Source organism: Streptomyces cavernicola (genome assembly GCF_029968035.1).
In the GTDB taxonomy this organism is placed as follows: Bacteria; Actinomycetota; Actinomycetes; order Streptomycetales; family Streptomycetaceae; genus Streptomyces; species Streptomyces cavernicola.
Map to the genome: position 1 here is coordinate 119,136 of NZ_JASCIQ010000024.1, position 19,175 is coordinate 138,310.

General features: G+C 69.8%; 17 protein-coding genes. 4 read left to right on the forward strand and 13 right to left on the reverse strand.

From position 1 onward, the window contains the following. Nucleotides 1-11: 11 nt before the first annotated feature. The 3 genes from QIS96_RS22725 to QIS96_RS22735 are packed head-to-tail and all read left to right on the forward strand — an operon-like array spanning nt 12 to nt 3,810. Nucleotides 12-758, forward strand: a complete 747-nt coding sequence (locus QIS96_RS22725) for a toll/interleukin-1 receptor domain-containing protein (protein WP_282544544.1) — start codon at nt 12-14, stop codon at nt 756-758. Beyond that, complete coding sequence (locus QIS96_RS22730; RefSeq protein ID WP_282544545.1) at nt 755-2,677, forward strand: hypothetical protein; 1,923 nt, start codon at nt 755-757, stop codon at nt 2,675-2,677. Before QIS96_RS22725 ends, QIS96_RS22730 begins: the two co-directional genes overlap by 4 nt. Before the next feature lie 47 nt (nt 2,678-2,724). Further along, a complete protein-coding gene (locus tag QIS96_RS22735) occupies nt 2,725-3,810 on the forward strand; it encodes a hypothetical protein (RefSeq protein WP_282544546.1) in 1,086 nt (361 codons plus the stop codon). Nucleotides 3,811-3,946: 136 nt separating this feature from the next. On the opposite strand, the gene metK is transcribed toward QIS96_RS22735, so the two are convergent. From metK to pyrR, 13 genes are all read right to left on the reverse strand, one after another. Further along, a complete protein-coding gene (metK, locus tag QIS96_RS22740; RefSeq protein WP_282544547.1) occupies nt 3,947-5,155 on the reverse strand; it encodes a methionine adenosyltransferase in 1,209 nt (402 codons plus the stop codon). Nucleotides 5,156-5,406: 251 nt separating this feature from the next. After that, entirely contained in the window at nt 5,407-6,609 is a 1,203-nt protein-coding gene (gene coaBC, locus QIS96_RS22745) for a bifunctional phosphopantothenoylcysteine decarboxylase/phosphopantothenate--cysteine ligase CoaBC (RefSeq protein ID WP_282544548.1), read from the reverse strand. A gap of 106 nt (nt 6,610-6,715) precedes the next feature. Continuing rightward, complete coding sequence (rpoZ, locus tag QIS96_RS22750) at nt 6,716-6,988, reverse strand: DNA-directed RNA polymerase subunit omega (protein WP_005319902.1); 273 nt, start codon at nt 6,986-6,988, stop codon at nt 6,716-6,718. A gap of 28 nt (nt 6,989-7,016) precedes the next feature. Further along, the gene (gene gmk, locus QIS96_RS22755) at nt 7,017-7,610 is read right to left on the reverse strand and encodes a guanylate kinase (protein WP_282544549.1); all 594 of its coding nucleotides are present in this window, start codon (nt 7,608-7,610) and stop codon (nt 7,017-7,019) included. A gap of 38 nt (nt 7,611-7,648) precedes the next feature. Then, a complete protein-coding gene (locus QIS96_RS22760; RefSeq protein ID WP_031515413.1) occupies nt 7,649-7,972 on the reverse strand; it encodes an integration host factor in 324 nt (107 codons plus the stop codon). Between the two features lie 419 nt (nt 7,973-8,391). Then, complete coding sequence (gene pyrF, locus QIS96_RS22765; RefSeq protein WP_282544550.1) at nt 8,392-9,228, reverse strand: orotidine-5'-phosphate decarboxylase; 837 nt, start codon at nt 9,226-9,228, stop codon at nt 8,392-8,394. Further along, a complete protein-coding gene (locus QIS96_RS22770; RefSeq protein ID WP_282544551.1) occupies nt 9,225-10,325 on the reverse strand; it encodes a quinone-dependent dihydroorotate dehydrogenase in 1,101 nt (366 codons plus the stop codon). The genes pyrF and QIS96_RS22770 overlap by 4 nt, the downstream gene beginning before the upstream one ends. Nucleotides 10,326-10,409: 84 nt before the next feature. After that, a complete protein-coding gene (gene carB / locus QIS96_RS22775; protein WP_282544552.1) occupies nt 10,410-13,727 on the reverse strand; it encodes a carbamoyl-phosphate synthase large subunit in 3,318 nt (1,105 codons plus the stop codon). Further along, on the reverse strand, nt 13,720-14,859 hold the full coding sequence (gene carA / locus QIS96_RS22780; RefSeq protein ID WP_282544553.1) for a glutamine-hydrolyzing carbamoyl-phosphate synthase small subunit: 1,140 nt from the start codon (nt 14,857-14,859) through the stop codon (nt 13,720-13,722). Before carA ends, carB begins: the two co-directional genes overlap by 8 nt. After that, complete coding sequence (locus QIS96_RS22785; protein ID WP_282544554.1) at nt 14,856-15,443, reverse strand: PH-like domain-containing protein; 588 nt, start codon at nt 15,441-15,443, stop codon at nt 14,856-14,858. Before QIS96_RS22785 ends, carA begins: the two co-directional genes overlap by 4 nt. Beyond that, complete coding sequence (locus QIS96_RS22790; protein ID WP_282544555.1) at nt 15,440-16,726, reverse strand: dihydroorotase; 1,287 nt, start codon at nt 16,724-16,726, stop codon at nt 15,440-15,442. The genes QIS96_RS22785 and QIS96_RS22790 overlap by 4 nt, the downstream gene beginning before the upstream one ends. Before the next feature lie 2 nt (nt 16,727-16,728). Continuing rightward, the gene (locus tag QIS96_RS22795) at nt 16,729-17,709 is read right to left on the reverse strand and encodes an aspartate carbamoyltransferase catalytic subunit (protein ID WP_282544556.1); all 981 of its coding nucleotides are present in this window, start codon (nt 17,707-17,709) and stop codon (nt 16,729-16,731) included. Nucleotides 17,710-17,802: 93 nt separating this feature from the next. Continuing rightward, a complete protein-coding gene (gene pyrR, locus QIS96_RS22800) occupies nt 17,803-18,381 on the reverse strand; it encodes a bifunctional pyr operon transcriptional regulator/uracil phosphoribosyltransferase PyrR (RefSeq protein ID WP_282544557.1) in 579 nt (192 codons plus the stop codon). A gap of 217 nt (nt 18,382-18,598) precedes the next feature. Between pyrR and bldD the strand changes: the two genes are divergently transcribed. Next, nucleotides 18,599-19,099 carry a transcriptional regulator BldD gene (bldD, locus tag QIS96_RS22805; protein ID WP_282512924.1) on the forward strand — a complete coding sequence of 167 codons (501 nt, stop codon included), beginning with the start codon at nt 18,599-18,601 and terminating at the stop codon, nt 19,097-19,099. Nucleotides 19,100-19,175 lie beyond the last annotated feature (76 nt).

The window sequence follows — 19,175 nt, forward strand, 5'->3', positions numbered from 1 at the left end:
GACATTTCGCCATGCCCAAAATCTTCATCAACTACCGCTCCGGCAACGGCGACCACATGGCAGCGGCCCTGGACGAGAACCTACGGCGCCGATTCGGCCCGGACGCGGTCTTCCGCGACGGGCGCTCCCTCAGGCCCGGAACGGCCTACCCTCAGGCGCTCCTGCGCGAACTCCGCCGCAGCAGCGTCCTGCTGGTCGTGATCGGACCGGACTGGGGCGGTTCGCCGCGGCTGCTCGAGAGCGACGACTGGGTCCGGCGGGAGATCCTCGAGGCCCAGGAGCTGGGGCTCGACATCGTGCCAGTCATCGACGCTGCAGCGGGCCGGTTCCTCGACGGCTCCGAACTCCCCTCGGAGCTCACCTGGCTCTCCCGCCATCAAGCCCTCTCGTACGCCCCGTACACCGCCGTGAAGGACCTGGCCGCGATCGGCGACGCCCTGCTCGATCTGGTACCGGACCTGGTGGACCTGAGCACTCCCCCGGTGCCTGCCGAGAGTGGAGGCACGCACAACTCAGTCAGCGGAGGCAGCAGCGAAACCCTTGTCCAGGGGCGGGACTTCAGCGGTGACATCGGCACGGTCATCAAGGGCAACAGCGGTGGCCAGTTCCACACCGGCAAGGGCGACCAACACGTGCACCACCACAACGACTCCACCCGGTTCACGGTCGACGGGGGCACGTTCGTGGCCGGGTCGCACAACCGTGCCGTCAACCACCGCACCGAGAACGGTCGGGGAAACGGGGACGCCCGGTCGTGAGTGACACTTTCAACCAGAGCCTCGCCTCTGACCACATCACCGCCCACACGGGCAGTGGAACGCAGAACAATCACTACTACTACGGGCAGACCCGCAGGTCGCGAGAGCAGAACGTCCAGCCCCTCGCAGAAGACCACTTGCTGTGGCTGCATCAGCGCTTCGTGCCACCCGAGGGCCTGGACCGGGCCAGGGAGACGCTGGCGAACACGCACACCGTCCTCCTCCAGGGAACTCCCGGTGTCGGCCGGAACGCGGCGGCGCGCATGCTGCTCTTCGAGTACCGCACCTTGCGCCGCAGCCTTCGCGAGGTGCTGCCGGAGGACGATCGTGGCCGGCTGTTCCTCGACGCTCAGCAGATCGAACAGGGCGAGGGTCTCCTTCTCGACCTGTCGACTCTCACACCTGACAGATGGCCGAGGATCCGCGACATGCTCGCCGGCTACCACGCGGTCGTACGCGAGAAGGGCTGCCGCTTGGCCGCCGTCCTGCCGTACCAGGAAGCAGGTGATCTCGGAATCCACGGCGCGTTGGCCCTGCACCTGGCAGGGCTGAAGCGCCCGGATGCCGAAAAGGCTCTGCGTCATGCGCTGCGAAAGGCCGCTCCTCCTCTCCAACTCTCCTCGCCGCTCCCCGACCCCGTAACGGCATTTCTTCGCACCACGCCACCCATGCACCAGGTCGGCGCACTGGCCCTCCAGATCGTGACGGTCCGCAAGGAGAGGCCGAACGAATCGGTCGACGCCTGGTGCAAGTCGGCGGTGGAGCCGTTTGTTCGGCAGCCCGTCCAAGTGGCACAGGAGATCCTGCGCCTCACCGACGGCAGAGCCAGGGCACTCTTGCTGACCCTTGCCATGCTGGACGGCTCCCGCACGGACGCGGTGTACGAGGCGTGCGAATCCCTCCTGGAAACCGTCGAGTTCCCGCCGGACGAGCGCCCCTTGCTGGAGCGCGAGGACCTGTCAGAACGCTTCGGCGAGATAGCGGCAACTCCGGACGAACACGGCCGGGTCGCACTGCCCGACTCGGGGAAGGCCCTCGCCGTCCGCACCCACTTCTGGAACAACATGCCTGGTCTGCGAGACCAGTTGGGGAACTGGGTCGGCAAGGCCCTCACGCTGAGGACGCTGTCGGAGGAGGACCGCTGTGACCTCGCAGGCCGGTTCGCCGAGCAGACCCTTCGTATCAGCCGGGCCGAGGACCTCTTCGCGCACGTCCGCTCCTGGGTGGCCCAGAACGGGGCACCCGTGACAGCCGCGGCCGCCCAGGCGGTGACGTACGGGGCGCTCCATCCGGAGATGGGCCGCACCTTCCGCTCGGAGCTTTACCAGTGGGCCACCAGCAGACTCGAGCCGGGCCTCGCCCAAGTCCTCCTCGAGGTGTGCAAAGGGCCTTTCGCCCAGCGCTACCCCGAGCAGGCCCTGGTCCGCCTGCATCATCTGACGAGGCGACAGCCCAGGGGCCACGCAGCGGAGACCGAGCTGCTCGACCGCGCCACGTCGACCCACCATCTGCACCGCTTCATGCTGAACCGCCTCGCCGAGGGTCTGCCGAAGTACTGCTTCTCCTCGGACACCCGCCTCTTCCTCGCCCTGTCCACACCCGACGCACTCGCGGACGCGCGTGACCGCCCACGCTCTCTGCTGGACGACCGGACCGTACGCGAGAACCTCACCGAGTGCTGGGAGACCCTCTTCGACCGAGTGCCCCCGCCACAGTGGCGCGACCACGCCGAGGTCTGGCTCTCGACCGCCGACACCTCGCCTCCGCACCGCCGTGCCCAGTACGTGGACATGCTGGTCGACGCCTGCCGAGGCCGCCCCAAGGCCTGCGGCCTGCTCCATCACCTCGCTCGCGGACATGTCGTGGCCGAATCCGTGCTGCGCAGGATCAACGCCGCCCAGGGCGTCCCCTCGGACTGACCACCGCTTTCTTCCTCTCCCCTACTCAACGCTCTTCAGGAGTCCCCATGCGTTCCGGGCACAAGATCATGACGGGGTTCGTCGCCGTCCTCTTCGCTCTGCTGATCGTGATCGTCGGGCTGTGCGTCGAGTGGCCGCTGTGGTCCTGGCCTGCGGCATTCGGTCTGCTGGCCGTTGGCACGGCCGTCGCCCTCGCGCTGTTCCGCCAGAAGCCACCGCTCATCCCGTACGAGCATCAGCTCGAACCCGAGGCCCCGCTGCCACCGGTGGAGCGATGGGAGTGCGTGATCAGGAACGTGTCGTTGCCGAGCATCTCGGAGGACTACGACTTCCAGTTCACGGCGACCGTGCGCTGGATCCCCCAGGACGCCTCCGACGACGCCCCCGGCATCAACGCGGGCGGCCTGGCAGTCGACGCAGTCCTGGAACGGGCTCGCAGGATCACTCAGCAGGAGTCCCCGCACCGGAGTTCTCTGGTCCAGCACCGGCTCAACGGAGAGCTGGCGACCATGCAGCTGGACGAGAGCTGCCGAGTCGCGGCCATGGCGGAGCGCGTGCAGCTCAGCCTCAGCGAGCCGGACCGGGAGCGTCTGGAGAAGCTGGCGACCGTCCGCAAGAACGAAGCCGTGTGGGAGCACGAGCGCAAATGGGAGCAGAGCAAGCGCGCGTACTTGGGCGACGACGTGCTGAGGACGCCGGGCAGCGCCGTCGTGTGGTGGCTCGCGAAGAACGAGGAGAAGGTCGACAAGACGGTCGCGGACATCGGCCTCCTTGCCGAACTCTCCTCCGCCGCCAACGACCAGCCCGTGCCACAGGGCTTTCACCGCTTCGTCCCCGGCCTGGCCGCATCGGAGCCCCAAACCGCAGGCGAGGAGTCCACGTCCTGGCCTTCGGCTCCTCGGTCGCCCCATGAGTACGCCGACTTCGTCGTCGGCAACTGCGGGCTCGACGAGGACGATCCGCGGCGGCTGCTCTTCATCGAGCGCATGGCCAAGGCCGCGGAGGCCGCAGGCCTGGACGAGATCAGGGATGCCCTGCTGAGGCAGGTCGACGACTTCGCGCCGCCGCAAGACGCGGACGCCCCGGAGCCTCCGGAGGACATGCGCGACGAGGACGAAGAGTTCGGCCACTGACCCCGGCCATCGGGAACACTCCGCCCACCTTTGGCTGCCGCCCGGCACAGGAAGAGCCCGGCTCCCCTCGGGAAGGAGGGGAGCCGGGCTCAAATCCCTGTGAAGGTCCGGGACGTGTCCCGGCGACCGTTGGGACTTACAGCCCCACAGCCTTCCGCAGCGCCTCCACGCGGTCCGTCTTCTCCCAGGTGAAGTCCGGGAGCTCGCGGCCGAAGTGGCCGTACGCCGCGGTCTGGGCGTAGATCGGGCGGAGCAGGTCGAGGTCGCGGATGATCGCGGCCGGGCGGAGGTCGAAGACCGCCTGGATGGCCTGCTCGATCTTCTCCACGTCGACCGTGGCGGTGCCGAAGGTCTCCACGAAGAGGCCGACGGGCTCGGCCTTGCCGATCGCGTACGCGACCTGGACCTCGCAGCGGGAGGCGAGGCCCGCGGCGACGACGTTCTTGGCGACCCAGCGCATCGCGTACGCGGCGGAGCGGTCGACCTTGGACGGGTCCTTGCCGGAGAAGGCGCCGCCGCCGTGGCGGGCCATGCCGCCGTACGTGTCGATGATGATCTTGCGGCCGGTGAGGCCGGCGTCGCCCATCGGGCCGCCGATCTCGAAGCGGCCGGTGGGGTTGACCAGGAGGCGGTACCCGTCGGTGTCCAGCTTGATGCCGTCCTCGACGAGCGCCTTCAGCTCGGGCTCGACGACGAACTCGCGGATGTCGGGCGCGAGCAGCGAGTCCAGGTCGATGTCGCTGGCGTGCTGCGAGGAGACGACGACGGTGTCGAGGCGGACGGCCTTCTCGCCGTCGTACTCGATGGTGACCTGGGTCTTTCCGTCGGGGCGCAGGTACGGGATGGTGCCGTTCTTGCGGACCTCGGAGAGGCGCTTCGACAGGCGGTGCGCCAGGTGGATCGGGAGCGGCATCAGCTCGGGGGTCTCGTCCGAGGCGTACCCGAACATCAGCCCCTGGTCGCCCGCGCCCTGCTTGTCGAGCTCGTCCTCATCGCCCTCGACCCGCTTCTCGTACGCGGTGTCGACGCCCTGCGCGATGTCCGGGGACTGCGCGCCGATGGAGACCGAGACGCCGCAGGAGGCGCCGTCGAAGCCCTTCTTGGACGAGTCGTAGCCGATCTCGAGGATCTTCTCGCGGACCAGCTGCGCGATCGGCGCGTACGCCTTGGTGGTGACCTCGCCGGCCACGTGCACCAGGCCGGTGGTGATCAACGTCTCCACGGCGACGCGGGACGTCGGGTCCTCGCGCAGAAGCGCGTCGAGAATGGTGTCGCTGATCTGGTCAGCGATCTTGTCGGGGTGACCCTCGGTCACAGACTCCGAGGTGAACAGACGACGGGACACAACGCTCCCTGGGGTTGCAGCGGCTGCTGGCTGATCATTGACGGACCTGCCGGGAGCTGCGCCCGGCGGTGGTCCGCCACCAGTTTATCGGTCGCCCCCGGTCACTGGACCACGCGTCTCGCTTAGTGGGAGTCCAGTGACCTGCGGCACTGCATTCTGCGGTACGACGATAGGCCTCCACCAGGGGGCCTGTGACCGAAATCCCGGGGTTTGCGGCCCCCGGTCGAGCGAATCTGACATTCTCCTGTCGATCACGTGAACCTTGGGACCACGAGGTCCCAGACCGTGTCGGCGAGGGCTTCCTTCGGGCCGTGCGGCACGTGGGTCTCGCTGCCGTCGGCGCCCAGGACGACGGCTTCGTTCTCCTCGGCGCCGAAGGTCTTGGCCTCGCCGACCTCGTTGACGACGAGCAGGTCGCAGCCCTTGCGCTCCAGCTTGGCCCGGCCGTTGGCGAGCACGTCGTCGGTCTCGGCGGCGAAGCCCACGACGACCTGTCCCGGGCGCGGCCGGTCGCCGGCGATCTCGGCGAGGATGTCCGGATTGCGCACGAGCGTGATCGGCTCGGGCTCCTGCCCGTCCTTCTTCTTGATCTTCCCGGCGGCGTACGTCGCGGGCCGGAAGTCGGCCACGGCCGCGGCCATCACCACGGCGTCGGCCTCGGACGCCGCCTTGAGCACGGCTTCGCGCAGCTGTACGGCGGTGCCGACGTGCACGACGTCGACCCCGGCCGGGTCGGGCAGCGTGGCGTTGGCGGCGATCAGCGTGACCCGGGCCCCGCGCGCGGCCGCGGTGCGGGCGAGGGCGTACCCCTGCTTGCCGGAGGAGCGGTTGCCCAGGTAGCGGACGGGGTCGAGGGGTTCGCGGGTGCCGCCGGCGCTGACGACGACGTGGCGGCCGCGCAGGTCGGGCTCGGCGGCGCCGCGGGCGAGGACCCGACGGCAGACCTCGTAGATCTCGCCGGGTTCGGGGAGGCGGCCCTTGCCGGTGTCGACTCCGGTGAGGCGGCCGACAGCGGGCTCGATGACGACGGCGCCGCGGCGGCGCAGCGTCTCGACGTTCTCCTGCGTGGCCGGGTGCTCCCACATCTCGGTGTGCATGGCGGGCGCGAAGACGACCGGACAGCGGGCGGTGAGCAGGGTGTTGGTGAGCAGGTCGTCGGCGAGCCCGTGGGCGGCCTTGGCGAGCATGTCCGCGGTGGCGGGGGCGACGACGACGAGGTCGGCGTGCTGCCCGATGCGGACGTGCGGGACCTCGTGGACGTCGGACCAGACCTCGGTGGAGACGGGGTTGCCGGAGAGCGCGGACCAGGTGGCGGCGCCGACGAAGTGCAGCGCGGAGCCGGTCGGCACGACCCGTACGTCGTGGCCGGACTCGGTGAGCCGGCGCAGCAGCTCACAGGCCTTGTACGCGGCGATGCCTCCGCTGACCCCCAGGACGACCTTCGGCTTGTCCACTGCCCACTCCCCATTCACGATCCGGTTCGTACCCCATGACACACCACAGGCCCGGCAGTCGCGCTGCCGGGCCTGTGGTGAAGAAAACTGCGCCTGAGAATCGCGCTTACTGAGCCGGGCCCTCGATGGCCTCGGAGGTCAGCAGACCCGCGTTGATCTCGCGCAGGGCGATCGAGAGCGGCTTCTCGTGGACGTGGGTGTCCACCAGCGGACCGACGTACTCGAGGAGGCCCTCGCCGAGCTGCGAGTAGTACGCGTTGATCTGGCGCGCGCGCTTGGCGGCGTAGATCACGAGGCTGTACTTCGAGTCGGTGGCTTCAAGGAGCTCATCGATCGGCGGGTTGATGATGCCCTCGGGCGCGGTGATGGAAGAGGACACGCTCTACCTTCCGAAGAATGGAAAAAGATCAGACAACGTTCATCAAGGCTAGCAGCTCACGCGCCACGTCCTTGACGGAGGTATTGACAAGGGTCGTATCGAACTCGGACTCGGCGGCGAGCTCCACTCGCGCGGCCTCCAGCCTCCGTTCGATGACCTCGGGGGCCTCCGTGCCCCGGCCGGTGAGCCGGCGGACCAGCTCTTCCCAGCTGGGCGGTGCGAGGAAGACCAGCTGGGCCTCGGGCATCGACTCGCGTACGAGGCGGGCGCCCTGCAGGTCGATCTCCAGGAGCACGGGCTCGCCGGCCTCGAGGCGTTCGAGCACGGCGGCCCGGGGGGTGCCGTAGCGGTTGCCCGCGAACTCGGCCCACTCGAGCAGCTCGCCATTGGCGATCAGCTTGTCCATCTCCTCGTCGGTGACGAAGAAGTACTGGACGCCGTGCTGCTCACCGGGGCGCGGCTTGCGGGTCGTGGCGGACACCGAGAGCCAGACCTCGGGGTGTTCCTTGCGCATATGAGCGACGACCGTGCTCTTGCCGACCCCCGAGGGGCCGGAGAGCACGGTCAGTCGCGGACGTGAATCCGGGGGTACGGGGGTCGCCCCCCGGGATGTTGCAGCCATGCAGCGATTATCCAGGTTCTCAGGAGTGCCTGAGACCGTCAGGCGGCGGTGCCGCCGAACTCACGCTCCAGGGACGCGATCTGGTTGGAGCCGAGGCCGCGCACACGACGGCTCTCGGAGATGCCGAGGCGCTCCATGATCTGCTTGGCGCGGACCTTGCCCACGCCGGGGAGCGACTCCAGGAGGGCGGAGACCTTCATCTTGCCGATGACGTCGTTCTCCTGGCCCTGCTTGATGACCTCGTGGAGGGAGGCGCCGGAGTGCTTGAGTCGATTCTTGACCTCGGCCCGCTCCCGGCGAGCCGCGGCGGCCTTTTCGAGCGCGGCTGCGCGCTGTTCAGGGGTAAGGGGCGGAAGAGCCACGCCTACGTCACCTCGGTTGTCGAACTGTCGGATACGGACCGGTGAGGAACCTGTTCGCCCCACACCTGGGGAGCAATGAGCACGAATGCACCCACCCTCCCCCACTGCCTCGACGGCGCGGGAGGGGCCCCACTCGACGGAGACTAGCGGCCAGGACCGCTGGAGTCAGCGAGAACAGCGGAAAAGTCCTGGTCAGCCTCCGCCGAACTATACATATCCGGCATATTGCCCCTGATTTGAGGTCGGCGGCGGCCGGTTGTCATGCTCGCTCCCATCGGAGACGTACCGGAAATCGTCAAGAGGGCCTCCACCTGCTGGACGGCGGGATCCTCGCGAATCGACCTTCACCGACAAAAGCCACCGGGCGGGCCCATGCAGTACGAGCCCGCCCGGTGGCGGAGATCCGGAATCCGGGGCCGTTACGCGACGGCCGCCCGCACCTCGTCGGCGAAGCGCTGCGCCGAGTCGCGGAGCGCGGCCGCGTCCGGGCCGTGCTTCAGGACGCCGCGGCTGACGTTGGGCACGACGTTGCGCACGGCCGCGCCGAAGACCGACGGCAGGTCCGCCGGGGTCGCGCCCTGCGCCCCGATGCCGGGCGCGAGCAGCGGCCCGTTGATGGCGAGGTCGTACGAGGAGAGGTCGCCGAGGGTCGCGCCGACCACCGCGCCGAAGGAGCCGAGCGGTTCGGCGCCCGCGTTCTCCTCGGCGAGGTGGGCCAGCATGGTCGCGCCGACGTTGCGTCCGTCGGCCCGTACGGCGTGCTGGACCTCGGCGCCCTCCGGGTTGGAGGTGAGGGCGAGCACGAAGAGGCCGGCGCCGTTCTCGCGGGCCAGGTCGACGGCGGGCTTCAGAGAGCCGTAGCCGAGGTACGGCGAGACGGTCAGGGCGTCGGAGAACAGCGGGGAGTCCTTGCGCAGGAAGGTCTCCGCGTACGCCGCCATGGTGGAGCCGATGTCGCCGCGCTTGGCGTCCATGACGACGAGGCCGCCGGCCGCGCGGACGTCGGCGACGGTCTGCTCCAGGACGGCGAAGCCGCGGGAGCCGAAGCGTTCGAAGAACGCGGCCTGGGGCTTGAAGACGGCGACGGTCTCGCCGAGGGCCTCGACGACGGTGCGGGAGAACCGCTCCAGGCCGTCGACCGTGTCGGGCAGGCCCCAGGAGTCGAGGAGCGCGGCGTGCGGGTCGATGCCGACGCAGAGCGGGCCGCGCTCGTCCATGGCGCGGCGCAGGCGGGCGCCGAAGGGTTCCAGAGTCATGCGGACTTCCTCACGTCGGCGCCGACCGCGTCGGCGAGGGTGGCGTACGGGCTGTTGTTGAGGCGGGCCGCGAGGCCCTTGTGCATCGCGCGCATCCAGAACGGGCCCTCGTAGATGAAGGCGCTGTAGCCCTGGACGAGGGTGGCGCCGGCGAGGATGCGCTGCCAGGCGTCCTCGGCGTTCTCGATGCCGCCGACGCCGACGAGGGTGATGTCCTCGCCCACGCGCGCGTAGAGGCGGCGCAGGACTTCGAGGGAGCGCTCCTTCAGGGGCGCCCCCGACAGTCCGCCGGTCTCCTTGACCAGGGCGGGGTCGGAGGCGAGGCCCTCGCGGGCGATGGTGGTGTTGGTGGCGATGATGCCGTCGAGGCCGAGCTCCACGGCGAGGTCGGCGACGGCGTCGACGTCCTCGTCCGCGAGGTCCGGGGCGATCTTGACGAGCAGCGGGACGCGGCGGCCGGTGACCGTGCGGTCGGCGGCTTCGCGTACGGCTGTGAGCAGGGGCCGCAGGGACTCCGTGGCCTGGAGGTTGCGCAGGCCGGGGGTGTTGGGCGAGGAGACGTTGACGACGAGGTAGTCGGCGTGCCGGGCGAGGCGCTCGGTGGACTTCACGTAGTCCGCTGCGGCCTCCTCCTCGGGGACGACCTTGGTCTTGCCGATGTTCACGCCGACGACCGGCTTGAAGACCGGCACGCGCGCGTGGAGGCGGTTTTCGACGGCCGCGGAGCCCTCGTTGTTGAAGCCCATGCGGTTGATCAGGGCGCGGTCCGGCACGAGGCGGAAGAGCCGCTTCTTGGGGTTGCCGGGCTGCGGTTCGCCGGTGACGGTGCCGATCTCGACGTGGTCGAAGCCGAGCATCGCCATGCCGTCGATCGCGACGGCGTTCTTGTCGAAGCCGGCGGCGAGGCCGAAGGGCCCGTGCATGCGCAGGCCGAGGGCCTCGGTGCGCAGGTCCTTGAAGCGGGGCGCGAGCGCGGCGGCGACGAAGGTGCGCAGGACCGGGACGCGGGCGGCAAGGCGGATCCAGCGGAAGGCCAGGTGGTGGGCCTGCTCCGGGTCCATCCGCTTGAAGACGAGGTTGAAGAAGAACTTGTACATGAAGGGGGTCCTGGGAGTCCTCACGAAGACGGGGTTCGCTCACGAAGAGGGGGACACCGTTTCCGGTGTCCCCCTCCCCGTTCGCTAGTCGCGGGCCGCGGTCAGGTGTTCGGCGTGTTCCTGGAGTGAACGCACGCCCACGTCACCGTGGTTGAGGGCGTCGATGCCCTGGACGGCGGCGGCGAGCGCCTGCACCGTCGTCAGGCACGGCACACTGCGGGCCACGGCCGCCGTACGGATGTCGTAGCCGTCGAGGCGGCCGCCGGTGCCGTACGGGGTGTTGACGATGAGGTCGACGTCGCCCTCGTGGATGAGCTGGACGATGGTCTTCTCGCCGTTCGGGCCCTCGCCCTCGGACTGCTTGCGTACGACGGTGGCGTTGATGCCGTTGCGCTTGAGCACCTCCGCCGTGCCCGAAGTGGCGAGCAACTCGAAGCCGTGGGCGACGAGTTCACGCGCCGGGAAGATCATCGAGCGCTTGTCGCGGTTGGCGACGGAGATGAACGCGCGGCCCTTGGTGGGCAGCGGCCCGTACGCACCGGCCTGCGACTTGGCGTACGCCGTGCCGAAGACCGAGTCGATGCCCATGACCTCGCCGGTGGAGCGCATCTCCGGGCCGAGGACGGTGTCGACGCCGCGGCCGTGGATGTCGCGGAAGCGCGACCACGGCATGACGGCCTCCTTGACGGAGATCGGCGCGTCCATGGGGAGCGTGCCGCCGTCGCCCTCGGCCGGGAGCAGGCCCTCGGCGCGCAGCTCGGCGATGGTGGCGCCGAGCGAGATGCGCGCGGCGGCCTTGGCGAGCGGCACCGCGGTCGCCTTCGAGGTGAAGGGGACGGTGCGCGAGGCGCGCGGGTTGGCTTCGAGGACGTAGAGGATGTCGCCGGCCATCGCGAACTGGATGTTGATCAGTCCGCGGACGCCAACTCCCTTGGCGATGCCTTCGGTCGATGCGCGCAGCCGCTTGATGTCGAAGCCGCCGAGGGTGATCGGGGGCAGGGCGCACGCCGAGTCGCCGGAGTGGATGCCGGCCTCCTCGATGTGCTCCATGACGCCGCCGAGGTAGAGCTCGGTGCCGTCGTAGAGCGCGTCGACGTCGATCTCGATGGCGTCGTCGAGGAAGCGGTCGACGAGGACCGGCCGCGAGGGGCTGATCTCGGTCGACTCCTCGATGTACGCGGAGAGGCGGGCCTCGTCGTACACGATCTCCATGCCGCGGCCGCCGAGGACGTACGACGGGCGGACCAGGACCGGGTAGCCGATCTCGTCGGCGATCGTCTTGGCCTCGGCGAACGTGGTGGCCGTGCCGTGCTTCGGGGCCGGGAGGCCGGCCTCGGCGAGGACGCGGCCGAAGGCGCCGCGGTCCTCGGCGGCGTGGATGGCCTCGGGCGAGGTGCCCACGACCGGGACGCCGTTGTCCTTCAGGGCCTGCGAGAGGCCGAGCGGGGTCTGGCCGCCGAGCTGCACGATGACGCCGGCGAGCGGGCCCGCCTGCTGCTCGGCGTGCACGATCTCCAGGACGTCCTCGAGCGTGAGCGGCTCGAAGTAGAGGCGGTCGGACGTGTCGTAGTCCGTCGAGACCGTCTCCGGGTTGCAGTTGACCATCACGGTCTCGTAGCCCGCGTCGCTGAGCGCGAAGGAGGCGTGGACGCAGGAGTAGTCGAACTCGATGCCCTGGCCGATGCGGTTCGGGCCGGAGCCGAGGATGATCACGGCCGGCTTCTCGCGCTGGGCGACCTCGGTCTCCTCGTCGTACGAGGAGTAGAAGTACGGGGTCTTGGCGGCGAACTCGGCGGCGCAGGTGTCGACCGTCTTGTAGACCGGGCGGACGCCGAGGGCGTGCCGGACCTCGCGGACGACGTCCTCGCGCAGACCGCGGATCTCGGCGATCTGGTGGTCGGAGAAGCCGTGCCGCTTGGCCTCGGCCAGGAGCTCGCGGGTCAGCTCGGGGGCCTCGGCCAGCTCGTCCGCGACCTCCTTGATGAGGAACAGCTGGTCGACGAACCAGGGGTCGATCTTCGTGGCGTCGAAGACCTCCTCCGGGGTGGCGCCGGCGCGGATGGCCTCCATGACGAGGTTGATGCGGCCGTCGGTCGGGCGCACGGCCTCGCGCAGCAGCTCGTCTTTGTCCTTGGCGGAGCCGGTCTCGCCGACGAAGGTGAACTGCGAGCCCTTCTTCTCCAGGGAGCGCAGCGCCTTCTGGAAGGCCTCGGTGAAGTTGCGGCCGATGGCCATGGCCTCGCCGACCGACTTCATGGTGGTGGTGAGGGTCGAGTCGGCCTGCGGGAACTTCTCGAACGCGAACCGCGGGGCCTTGACCACGACGTAGTCGAGCGTGGGCTCGAAGGACGCCGGGGTCTTCTCCGTGATGTCGTTCGGGATCTCGTCCAGCGTGTAGCCGACGGCCAGCTTGGCGGCGATCTTCGCGATCGGGAAGCCGGTGGCCTTCGACGCGAGCGCCGAGGAGCGGGAGACGCGCGGGTTCATCTCGATGACGATGACGCGGCCGTCTTCGGGGTTGATCGCGAACTGGATGTTGCAGCCGCCGGTGTCGACGCCGACCTCGCGGATGATCGCGATGCCGACGTCACGAAGGCGCTGGTACTCGCGGTCGGTGAGGGTCATGGCGGGCGCGACGGTGATCGAGTCGCCGGTGTGCACGCCCATCGGGTCGAAGTTCTCGATGGAGCAGACGACCACGACGTTGTCGTGCTTGTCGCGCATCAGCTCCAGCTCGTACTCCTTCCAGCCGAGGATGGACTCCTCCAGGAGCACCTCGGTGGTCGGGGAGAGCGTGAGGCCCTGGCCCGCGATGCGGCGCAGCTCCTCCTCGTCGTGCGCGAAGCCGGAGCCGGCGCCGCCCATGGTGAAGGAGGGGCGGACGACGACGGGGTAGCCGCCGAGCTCCTCGACGCCCTTCATGACGTCGTCCATGGAGTGGCAGATGTACGAGCGCGCGGACTCGCCGTGGCCGATCTTCTTGCGGACCTCCTCGACGACCTCCTTGAAGAGGTCGCGGTCCTCGCCCTTGTTGATCGCCTCGACGTTGGCGCCGATCAGCTCGACGCCGTACTTCTCCAGGACGCCCTGCTCGTGCATGGAGATCGCGGTGTTGAGCGCGGTCTGGCCGCCGAGGGTGGGCAGGAGGGCGTCGGGGCGCTCCTTGGCGATGATCTTCTCGACGAACTCGGGGGTGATCGGCTCGACGTACGTGGCGTCGGCGATCTCCGGGTCGGTCATGATCGTCGCCGGGTTGGAGTTGACCAGGATGACGCGGAGGCCCTCGGCCTTGAGGATCCGGCAGGCCTGGGTGCCGGAGTAGTCGAACTCGGCGGCCTGGCCGATGACGATCGGGCCGGAGCCGATGACCAGGACGGACTGGATATCGGTGCGCTTAGGCACGCTCGGCCTCCATGAGGGTCACGAAGCGGTCGAACAGGTAGGCGGCGTCGTGCGGACCGGCCGCCGCCTCGGGGTGGTACTGGACGGAGAACGCCGGCTGGTCGAGGAGCTGCAGCCCCTCCACCACCTGGTCGTTCAGGCAGACGTGGGAGACCTCGGCGCGGCCGTACGGCGTCTCGGAGACCTTGTCGAGGGGCGCGTCGACGGCGAAGCCGTGGTTGTGCGCGGTGACCTCGACCTTGCCGGTGGTGCGGTCCTGCACCGGCTGGTTGATGCCGCGGTGGCCGTACTTCAGCTTGTACGTGCCGAAGCCGAGGGCGCGGCCCAGGATCTGGTTGCCGAAGCAGATGCCGAAGAGCGGGGTCTTGCGCTCCAGCACGGCCTGCATCACGGAGACCGGGTGGTCGGCGGTGGCCGGGTCGCCCGGCCCGTTGGAGAAGAACACGCCGTCCGGGTTGACCGCGTACACGTCCTCGACCGTGGCGGTCGCGGGCAGCACGTGCACCTCGATGCCGCGCTCGGCCATGCGGTGCGGGGTCATGCCCTTGATGCCGAGGTCCACCGCGGCGACGGTGAACTTCTTCGTGCCGATCGCGGGGACGACGTACGTCTCCTTGGTGGCGACCTCGGCGGAGAGGTTCGCGCCCTTCATCTCCGAGGACTGGCGGACCTCGGCGAGCATCGTGCCCTCGTCGGGGAGCGCGTTGCCGGAGAAGATGCCGACGCGCATGGCGCCGCGCTCGCGCAGGTGGCGGGTGAGCGCGCGGGTGTCGACGCCGGAGATGCCGACGACGCCCTGGTTGGCCAGCTCCTCGTCGAGGGAGCGCTGCGCACGCCAGTTGGAGTGCACGCGGGCGGGGTCGCGGACCACGTAGCCGGAGACCCAGATGCGGCCGGACTCGGGGTCCTCGTCGTTGACGCCGGTGTTGCCGACGTGCGGCGCGGTCATCACGACGACCTGGCGGTGGTACGAGGGGTCGGTCAGCGTCTCCTGGTAACCGGTCATGCCGGTGGAGAACACGGCCTCGCCGAAGGTCTCCCCCACGGCCCCGTAGGCGCGGCCGCGGAAGATGCGGCCGTCCTCCAGGACGAGTACGGCGGGAACCTTCGCTCCCCGGGTGGAGGTCGTCATCGTGCGGCGCCTTCCGTCGTGTCGGTGGTGGTGCCGGCGGTGTCGCCGGTCATGGAGTTGATGGCTTCGACCCAGGCCGTGTGCTCGGCGGCGTGGTCGGAGCGGAAGCCGGAGTCGAGCAGCTTGTCGCCGTGCACCCAGGTGACGACGAGCAGGCCGCCCTCGGCGAGGACCTTGCCTGCGATGCCCTTGTCGAGCCGGGCCTCGCGCAGCTGCTCCGCCGGGACGAAGAAGTCGGTGGCCCCGGGGCGTACGACGCTCAGTCCCGCGTCCGTCAGGGTGAGCTCGACCCGGCTGCGGGTGCCGAGTCCGTGCGCCACGATCCGGTCGAGCCACTGCCCGGCGGTGGTGGAGCCGTGGTAGCGGCCGCTCAGCTCAAGTTTCGCCGGACCGGGCTCGGTCGGCAGCGCGGGCAGCTCGGGCAGGTCGCCCTGGAGCGTGCCGCGCCACTTCCAGCCCTGGCGCATCAGCCAGTAGACGAGCGCCACGAAGAGCGCGAGTCCGACGAGCCAGCCGATGCGCGCGGCCCAGTCCGTCACTTCCGCCGACTTCTGTTCGGCGGCGAGGTTCAGCAGTGGTGTCACGTGAGGTTCCCGTCGATGACCGTGGCCCGGCCCCGCAGGAAGGTGTGGGTGACGCGACCCGGCAGCTCGCGGCCCTCGTAGGGGGTGTTGCGGCTGCGGGAGGCGAAGTCCGCGGGGTCCACCGCTCCACGGTATGCCGGATCGACCAGCGTGAGGTTGGCGGGCTCGCCCACCGAGACGGGGCGGCCGTGGCCGTCCAGGCGACCGATCTTCGCGGGGTTGACGGACATCCGCTCGGCGACGCCGGCCCAGTCGAGCAGGCCGGTGTCGACCATCGTCTGCTGGACCACGGAGAGCGCGGTCTCCAGGCCGACCATGCCCATGGCGGCGGCAGCCCACTCGCAGTCCTTGTCCTCGCCCGGGTGCGGGGCGTGGTCGGTCGCGACGATGTCGATGGTGCCGTCGGCGAGCGCCTCGCGCAGCGCCATCACGTCACGCTCGGTGCGCAGCGGCGGGTTGACCTTGTAGACCGGGTTGTACGTACGCACCATCTCGTCGGTGAGGAGCAGGTGGTGCGGGGTGACCTCGGCGGTGACGTTGATGCCGCGGGACTTGGCCCAGCGGACGATCTCGACCGAGCCGGCGGTGGAGAGGTGGCAGATGTGCACGCGGGAGCCGACGTGCTCGGCGAGCAGCACGTCCCGCGCGATGATCGACTCCTCGGCGACGGCCGGCCAGCCGCCGAGGCCGAGCTCGGCGGAGACGGTGCCCTCGTTCATCTGCGCGCCCTCGGTGAGCCGGGGCTCCTGGGCGTGCTGCGCGACGACGCCGTCGAAGGCCTTCACGTACTCCAGGGCGCGGCGCATGATCACCGCGTCGTCGACGCACTTGCCGTCGTCGGAGAAGACCTTCACGCCCGCGGCCGAGTCGTGCATGGCGCCGAGCTCGGCGAGCTGCTTGCCCTCCAGGCCGACGGTGACGGCGCCGATCGGCTGCACGTCGCAGTAGCCGGACTCGCGGCCGAGGCGCCAGACCTGCTCGACGACGCCGGCGGTGTCGGCGACGGGGAAGGTGTTGGCCATCGCGTGCACGGCGGTCCAGCCACCGCGGGCGGCGGCCTTGGTGCCGGTCAGGACGGTCTCGGAATCCTCACGGCCGGGCTCGCGCAGGTGCGTGTGCAGGTCGACGAGGCCCGGCAGGAGCACCTGGCCCTCGGCCTCGACGACGGTCGCGCCCTCGGCGCTCAGACCGGTGCCGACGGCGGCGATCGTCTCGCCGTCGATCAGGACGTCCTGCGCCTCGCCACCGAGGACCTTGGCACCACGGATCAGGATCTTGCTCATGATTACTTGCTCTCCTCGGTACGGGTGGTGGCGCCGGCGGGCTCGTTGCCGCCGAGCAGCAGGTACAGGACGGCCATGCGGGTGTGCACGCCGTTGGCGACCTGCTCGATGGCCGTGCAGCGCTCGGAGTCGGCGACGTCGGCGGTGATCTCCATGCCGCGGACCATCGGGCCGGGGTGCATCACGATGGCGTGCTCCGGCATCTTCGCCATCCGGTCGCCGTCGAGCCCGTACCGCCGCGCGTACTCGCGCTCGGTCGGGAAGAACGCGGCGTTCATCCGCTCCCGCTGCACCCGCAGCATCATCACGGCGTCGGACTTGGCGAGCACCTGGTCGAGGTCGTACGACACCTCGCAGGGCCAGGTCTCCACGCCGACGGGCAGCAGGGTGGGCGGCGCGACGAGGGTGACCTGGGCGCCGAGGGTGTGCAGGAGGTCCACGTTGGAGCGGGCGACCCGGCTGTGCAGGACGTCGCCGACGATCGTGATCCGCTTGCCGCCGAGGTCCTGGCCGAGCCCGGCGTCGGGCCCGATGAGCCGGCGGCGCATGGTGAACGCGTCGAGCAGCGCCTGCGTGGGGTGCTGGTGCGTGCCGTCACCGGCGTTGATCACGGCGGCGTCGATCCACCCGGACGTCGCCAGGTTGTACGGGGCGCCGGAGGCACCGTGCCGGATGACCACGGCGTCCACGCCCATGGCCTCCAGGGTCTGGGCGGTGTCCTTGAGGGACTCGCCCTTGGACACGCTGGAGCCCTTGGCGGCGAAGTTGATGACGTCCGCGGAGAGCCGCTTCTCGGCGGCCTCGAAGGAGATCCGGGTGCGCGTCGAGTCCTCGAAGAAGAGGTTCACGACGGTACGTCCGCGCAGGGCGGGCAGTTTCTTGATCGGCCGGTCCGCGACGCGGGCCATCTCCTCGGCGGTGTCGAGGATCAGGACGGCGTCGTCGCGGGAGAGGTCGGCGGCCGAGATGAGATGACGCATCATCGGGCAGGCTCCAAAGGGGAGTTCAGGACTTTTCAGACATGAGGGCGCGCAGCGGCGCACACCGGACGCACGCGGGTGTTTCCGGGGCGGTGGCTACTGCTCGCCGACCGGGGCGGTCTGCTTGTCACCGAGCAGCACGGTGTCGCGACCGTCCTCCTCGGCGAGCTGGACCTTGACCGTCTCCCGCAGCGACGTGGGGAGGTTCTTGCCGACGTAGTCGGCGCGGATGGGCAGCTCGCGGTGGCCGCGGTCGACCAGGACGGCGAGCTGCACGGCGCGCGGCCGGCCGATGTCGTTCAGGGCGTCGAGGGCGGCGCGGATGGTGCGCCCGGAGAACAGCACGTCGTCGACGAGGACCACGAGGCGGCCGTCGATGCCGTCGGCGGGGATCGCGGTGCGGGCCAGCGCACGCGGCGGGTGCATCCGCAGGTCGTCGCGGTACATGGTGATGTCGAGAGAGCCGACCGGGATCTCCCGACCGGTGATCTCCGCGAGCTTGGCGGCGAGCCGCTGCGCGAGAAATACACCGCGGGTCGGAATGCCGAGAAGCACCACATCGTCCGCACCCTTGGCGCGCTCGACGATTTCGTGGGCGATACGGGTCAGTACCCGCGCGATGTCGGGGCCTTCGAGAACCGGCCGCGCGACTTCGGAACCGCTATTGGTGTCCATACGAAACGGACCTCCTTCTCCGCCTCACGGGACGGACCTTAAAGGACGTCAAGATTGCGCCAGCTAGCGTACCAGGAGCGGCAACACCGCAGTTCACAGCCCCCCGGAAGGCCGGTACGGACCATTCGGCTTGACGCAGACAAGTAACGCTGCGTAATCTCACAGTGAGTCACAGGCACGCGGTCGAGGCCGCAGAATGCAGCGTCCGGGGAGCTATATGTCCAGCGAATACGCCAAACAGCTCGGGGCCAAGCTCCGGGCCATCCGCACCCAGCAGGGCCTTTCCCTCCACGGTGTCGAGGAGAAGTCCCAGGGTCGCTGGAAGGCCGTCGTGGTCGGTTCGTACGAGCGCGGCGACCGAGCCGTGACCGTGCAGCGCCTCGCCGAGCTGGCGGACTTCTACGGCGTCCCCGTGCAGGAGCTGCTCCCGGGCACGACCCCCGGCGGCGCCGCCGAGCCGCCGCCGAAGCTGGTCCTCGACCTGGAGCGCCTGGCCCACGTCCCGCAGGAGAAGGCCGGCCCGCTGCAGCGTTACGCGGCGACGATCCAGTCCCAGCGCGGTGACTACAACGGCAAGGTCCTCTCGATCCGCCAGGACGACCTGCGCACGCTCGCGGTGATCTACGACCAGTCGCCCTCGGTCCTCACCGAGCAGCTGATCAGCTGGGGCGTCCTGGACGCGGACGCGCGTCGCGCGGTGACCCACGAAGAGGCCTGAGCCGCCTCACCGTTGAGCAGAAACGTGCCGCCCGGGGGGGGGGGGGGGGGGGCGCGGCCGCCCCCCCCCCGCCCCC

What these genes read in the sequence shown, in the direction of transcription:
- QIS96_RS22725 (WP_282544544.1), top strand. Translation starts at nt 12, where the DNA reads ATGCCCAAAATCTTCATCAACTACCGCTCCGGCAACGGCGACCACATG.
- QIS96_RS22770 (WP_282544551.1), bottom strand. Translation starts at nt 10,325, where the DNA reads ATGTACAAGTTCTTCTTCAACCTCGTCTTCAAGCGGATGGACCCGGAG.
- pyrR (WP_282544557.1), bottom strand. Translation starts at nt 18,381, where the DNA reads ATGGACACCAATAGCGGTTCCGAAGTCGCGCGGCCGGTTCTCGAAGGC.
- bldD (WP_282512924.1), top strand. Translation starts at nt 18,599, where the DNA reads ATGTCCAGCGAATACGCCAAACAGCTCGGGGCCAAGCTCCGGGCCATC.
- QIS96_RS22790 (WP_282544555.1), bottom strand. Translation starts at nt 16,726, where the DNA reads ATGAGCAAGATCCTGATCCGTGGTGCCAAGGTCCTCGGTGGCGAGGCG.
- QIS96_RS22795 (WP_282544556.1), bottom strand. Translation starts at nt 17,709, where the DNA reads ATGATGCGTCATCTCATCTCGGCCGCCGACCTCTCCCGCGACGACGCC.
- pyrF (WP_282544550.1), bottom strand. Translation starts at nt 9,228, where the DNA reads ATGACTCTGGAACCCTTCGGCGCCCGCCTGCGCCGCGCCATGGACGAG.
- gmk (WP_282544549.1), bottom strand. Translation starts at nt 7,610, where the DNA reads ATGGCTGCAACATCCCGGGGGGCGACCCCCGTACCCCCGGATTCACGT.
- QIS96_RS22735 (WP_282544546.1), top strand. Translation starts at nt 2,725, where the DNA reads ATGCGTTCCGGGCACAAGATCATGACGGGGTTCGTCGCCGTCCTCTTC.
- carA (WP_282544553.1), bottom strand. Translation starts at nt 14,859, where the DNA reads ATGACGACCTCCACCCGGGGAGCGAAGGTTCCCGCCGTACTCGTCCTG.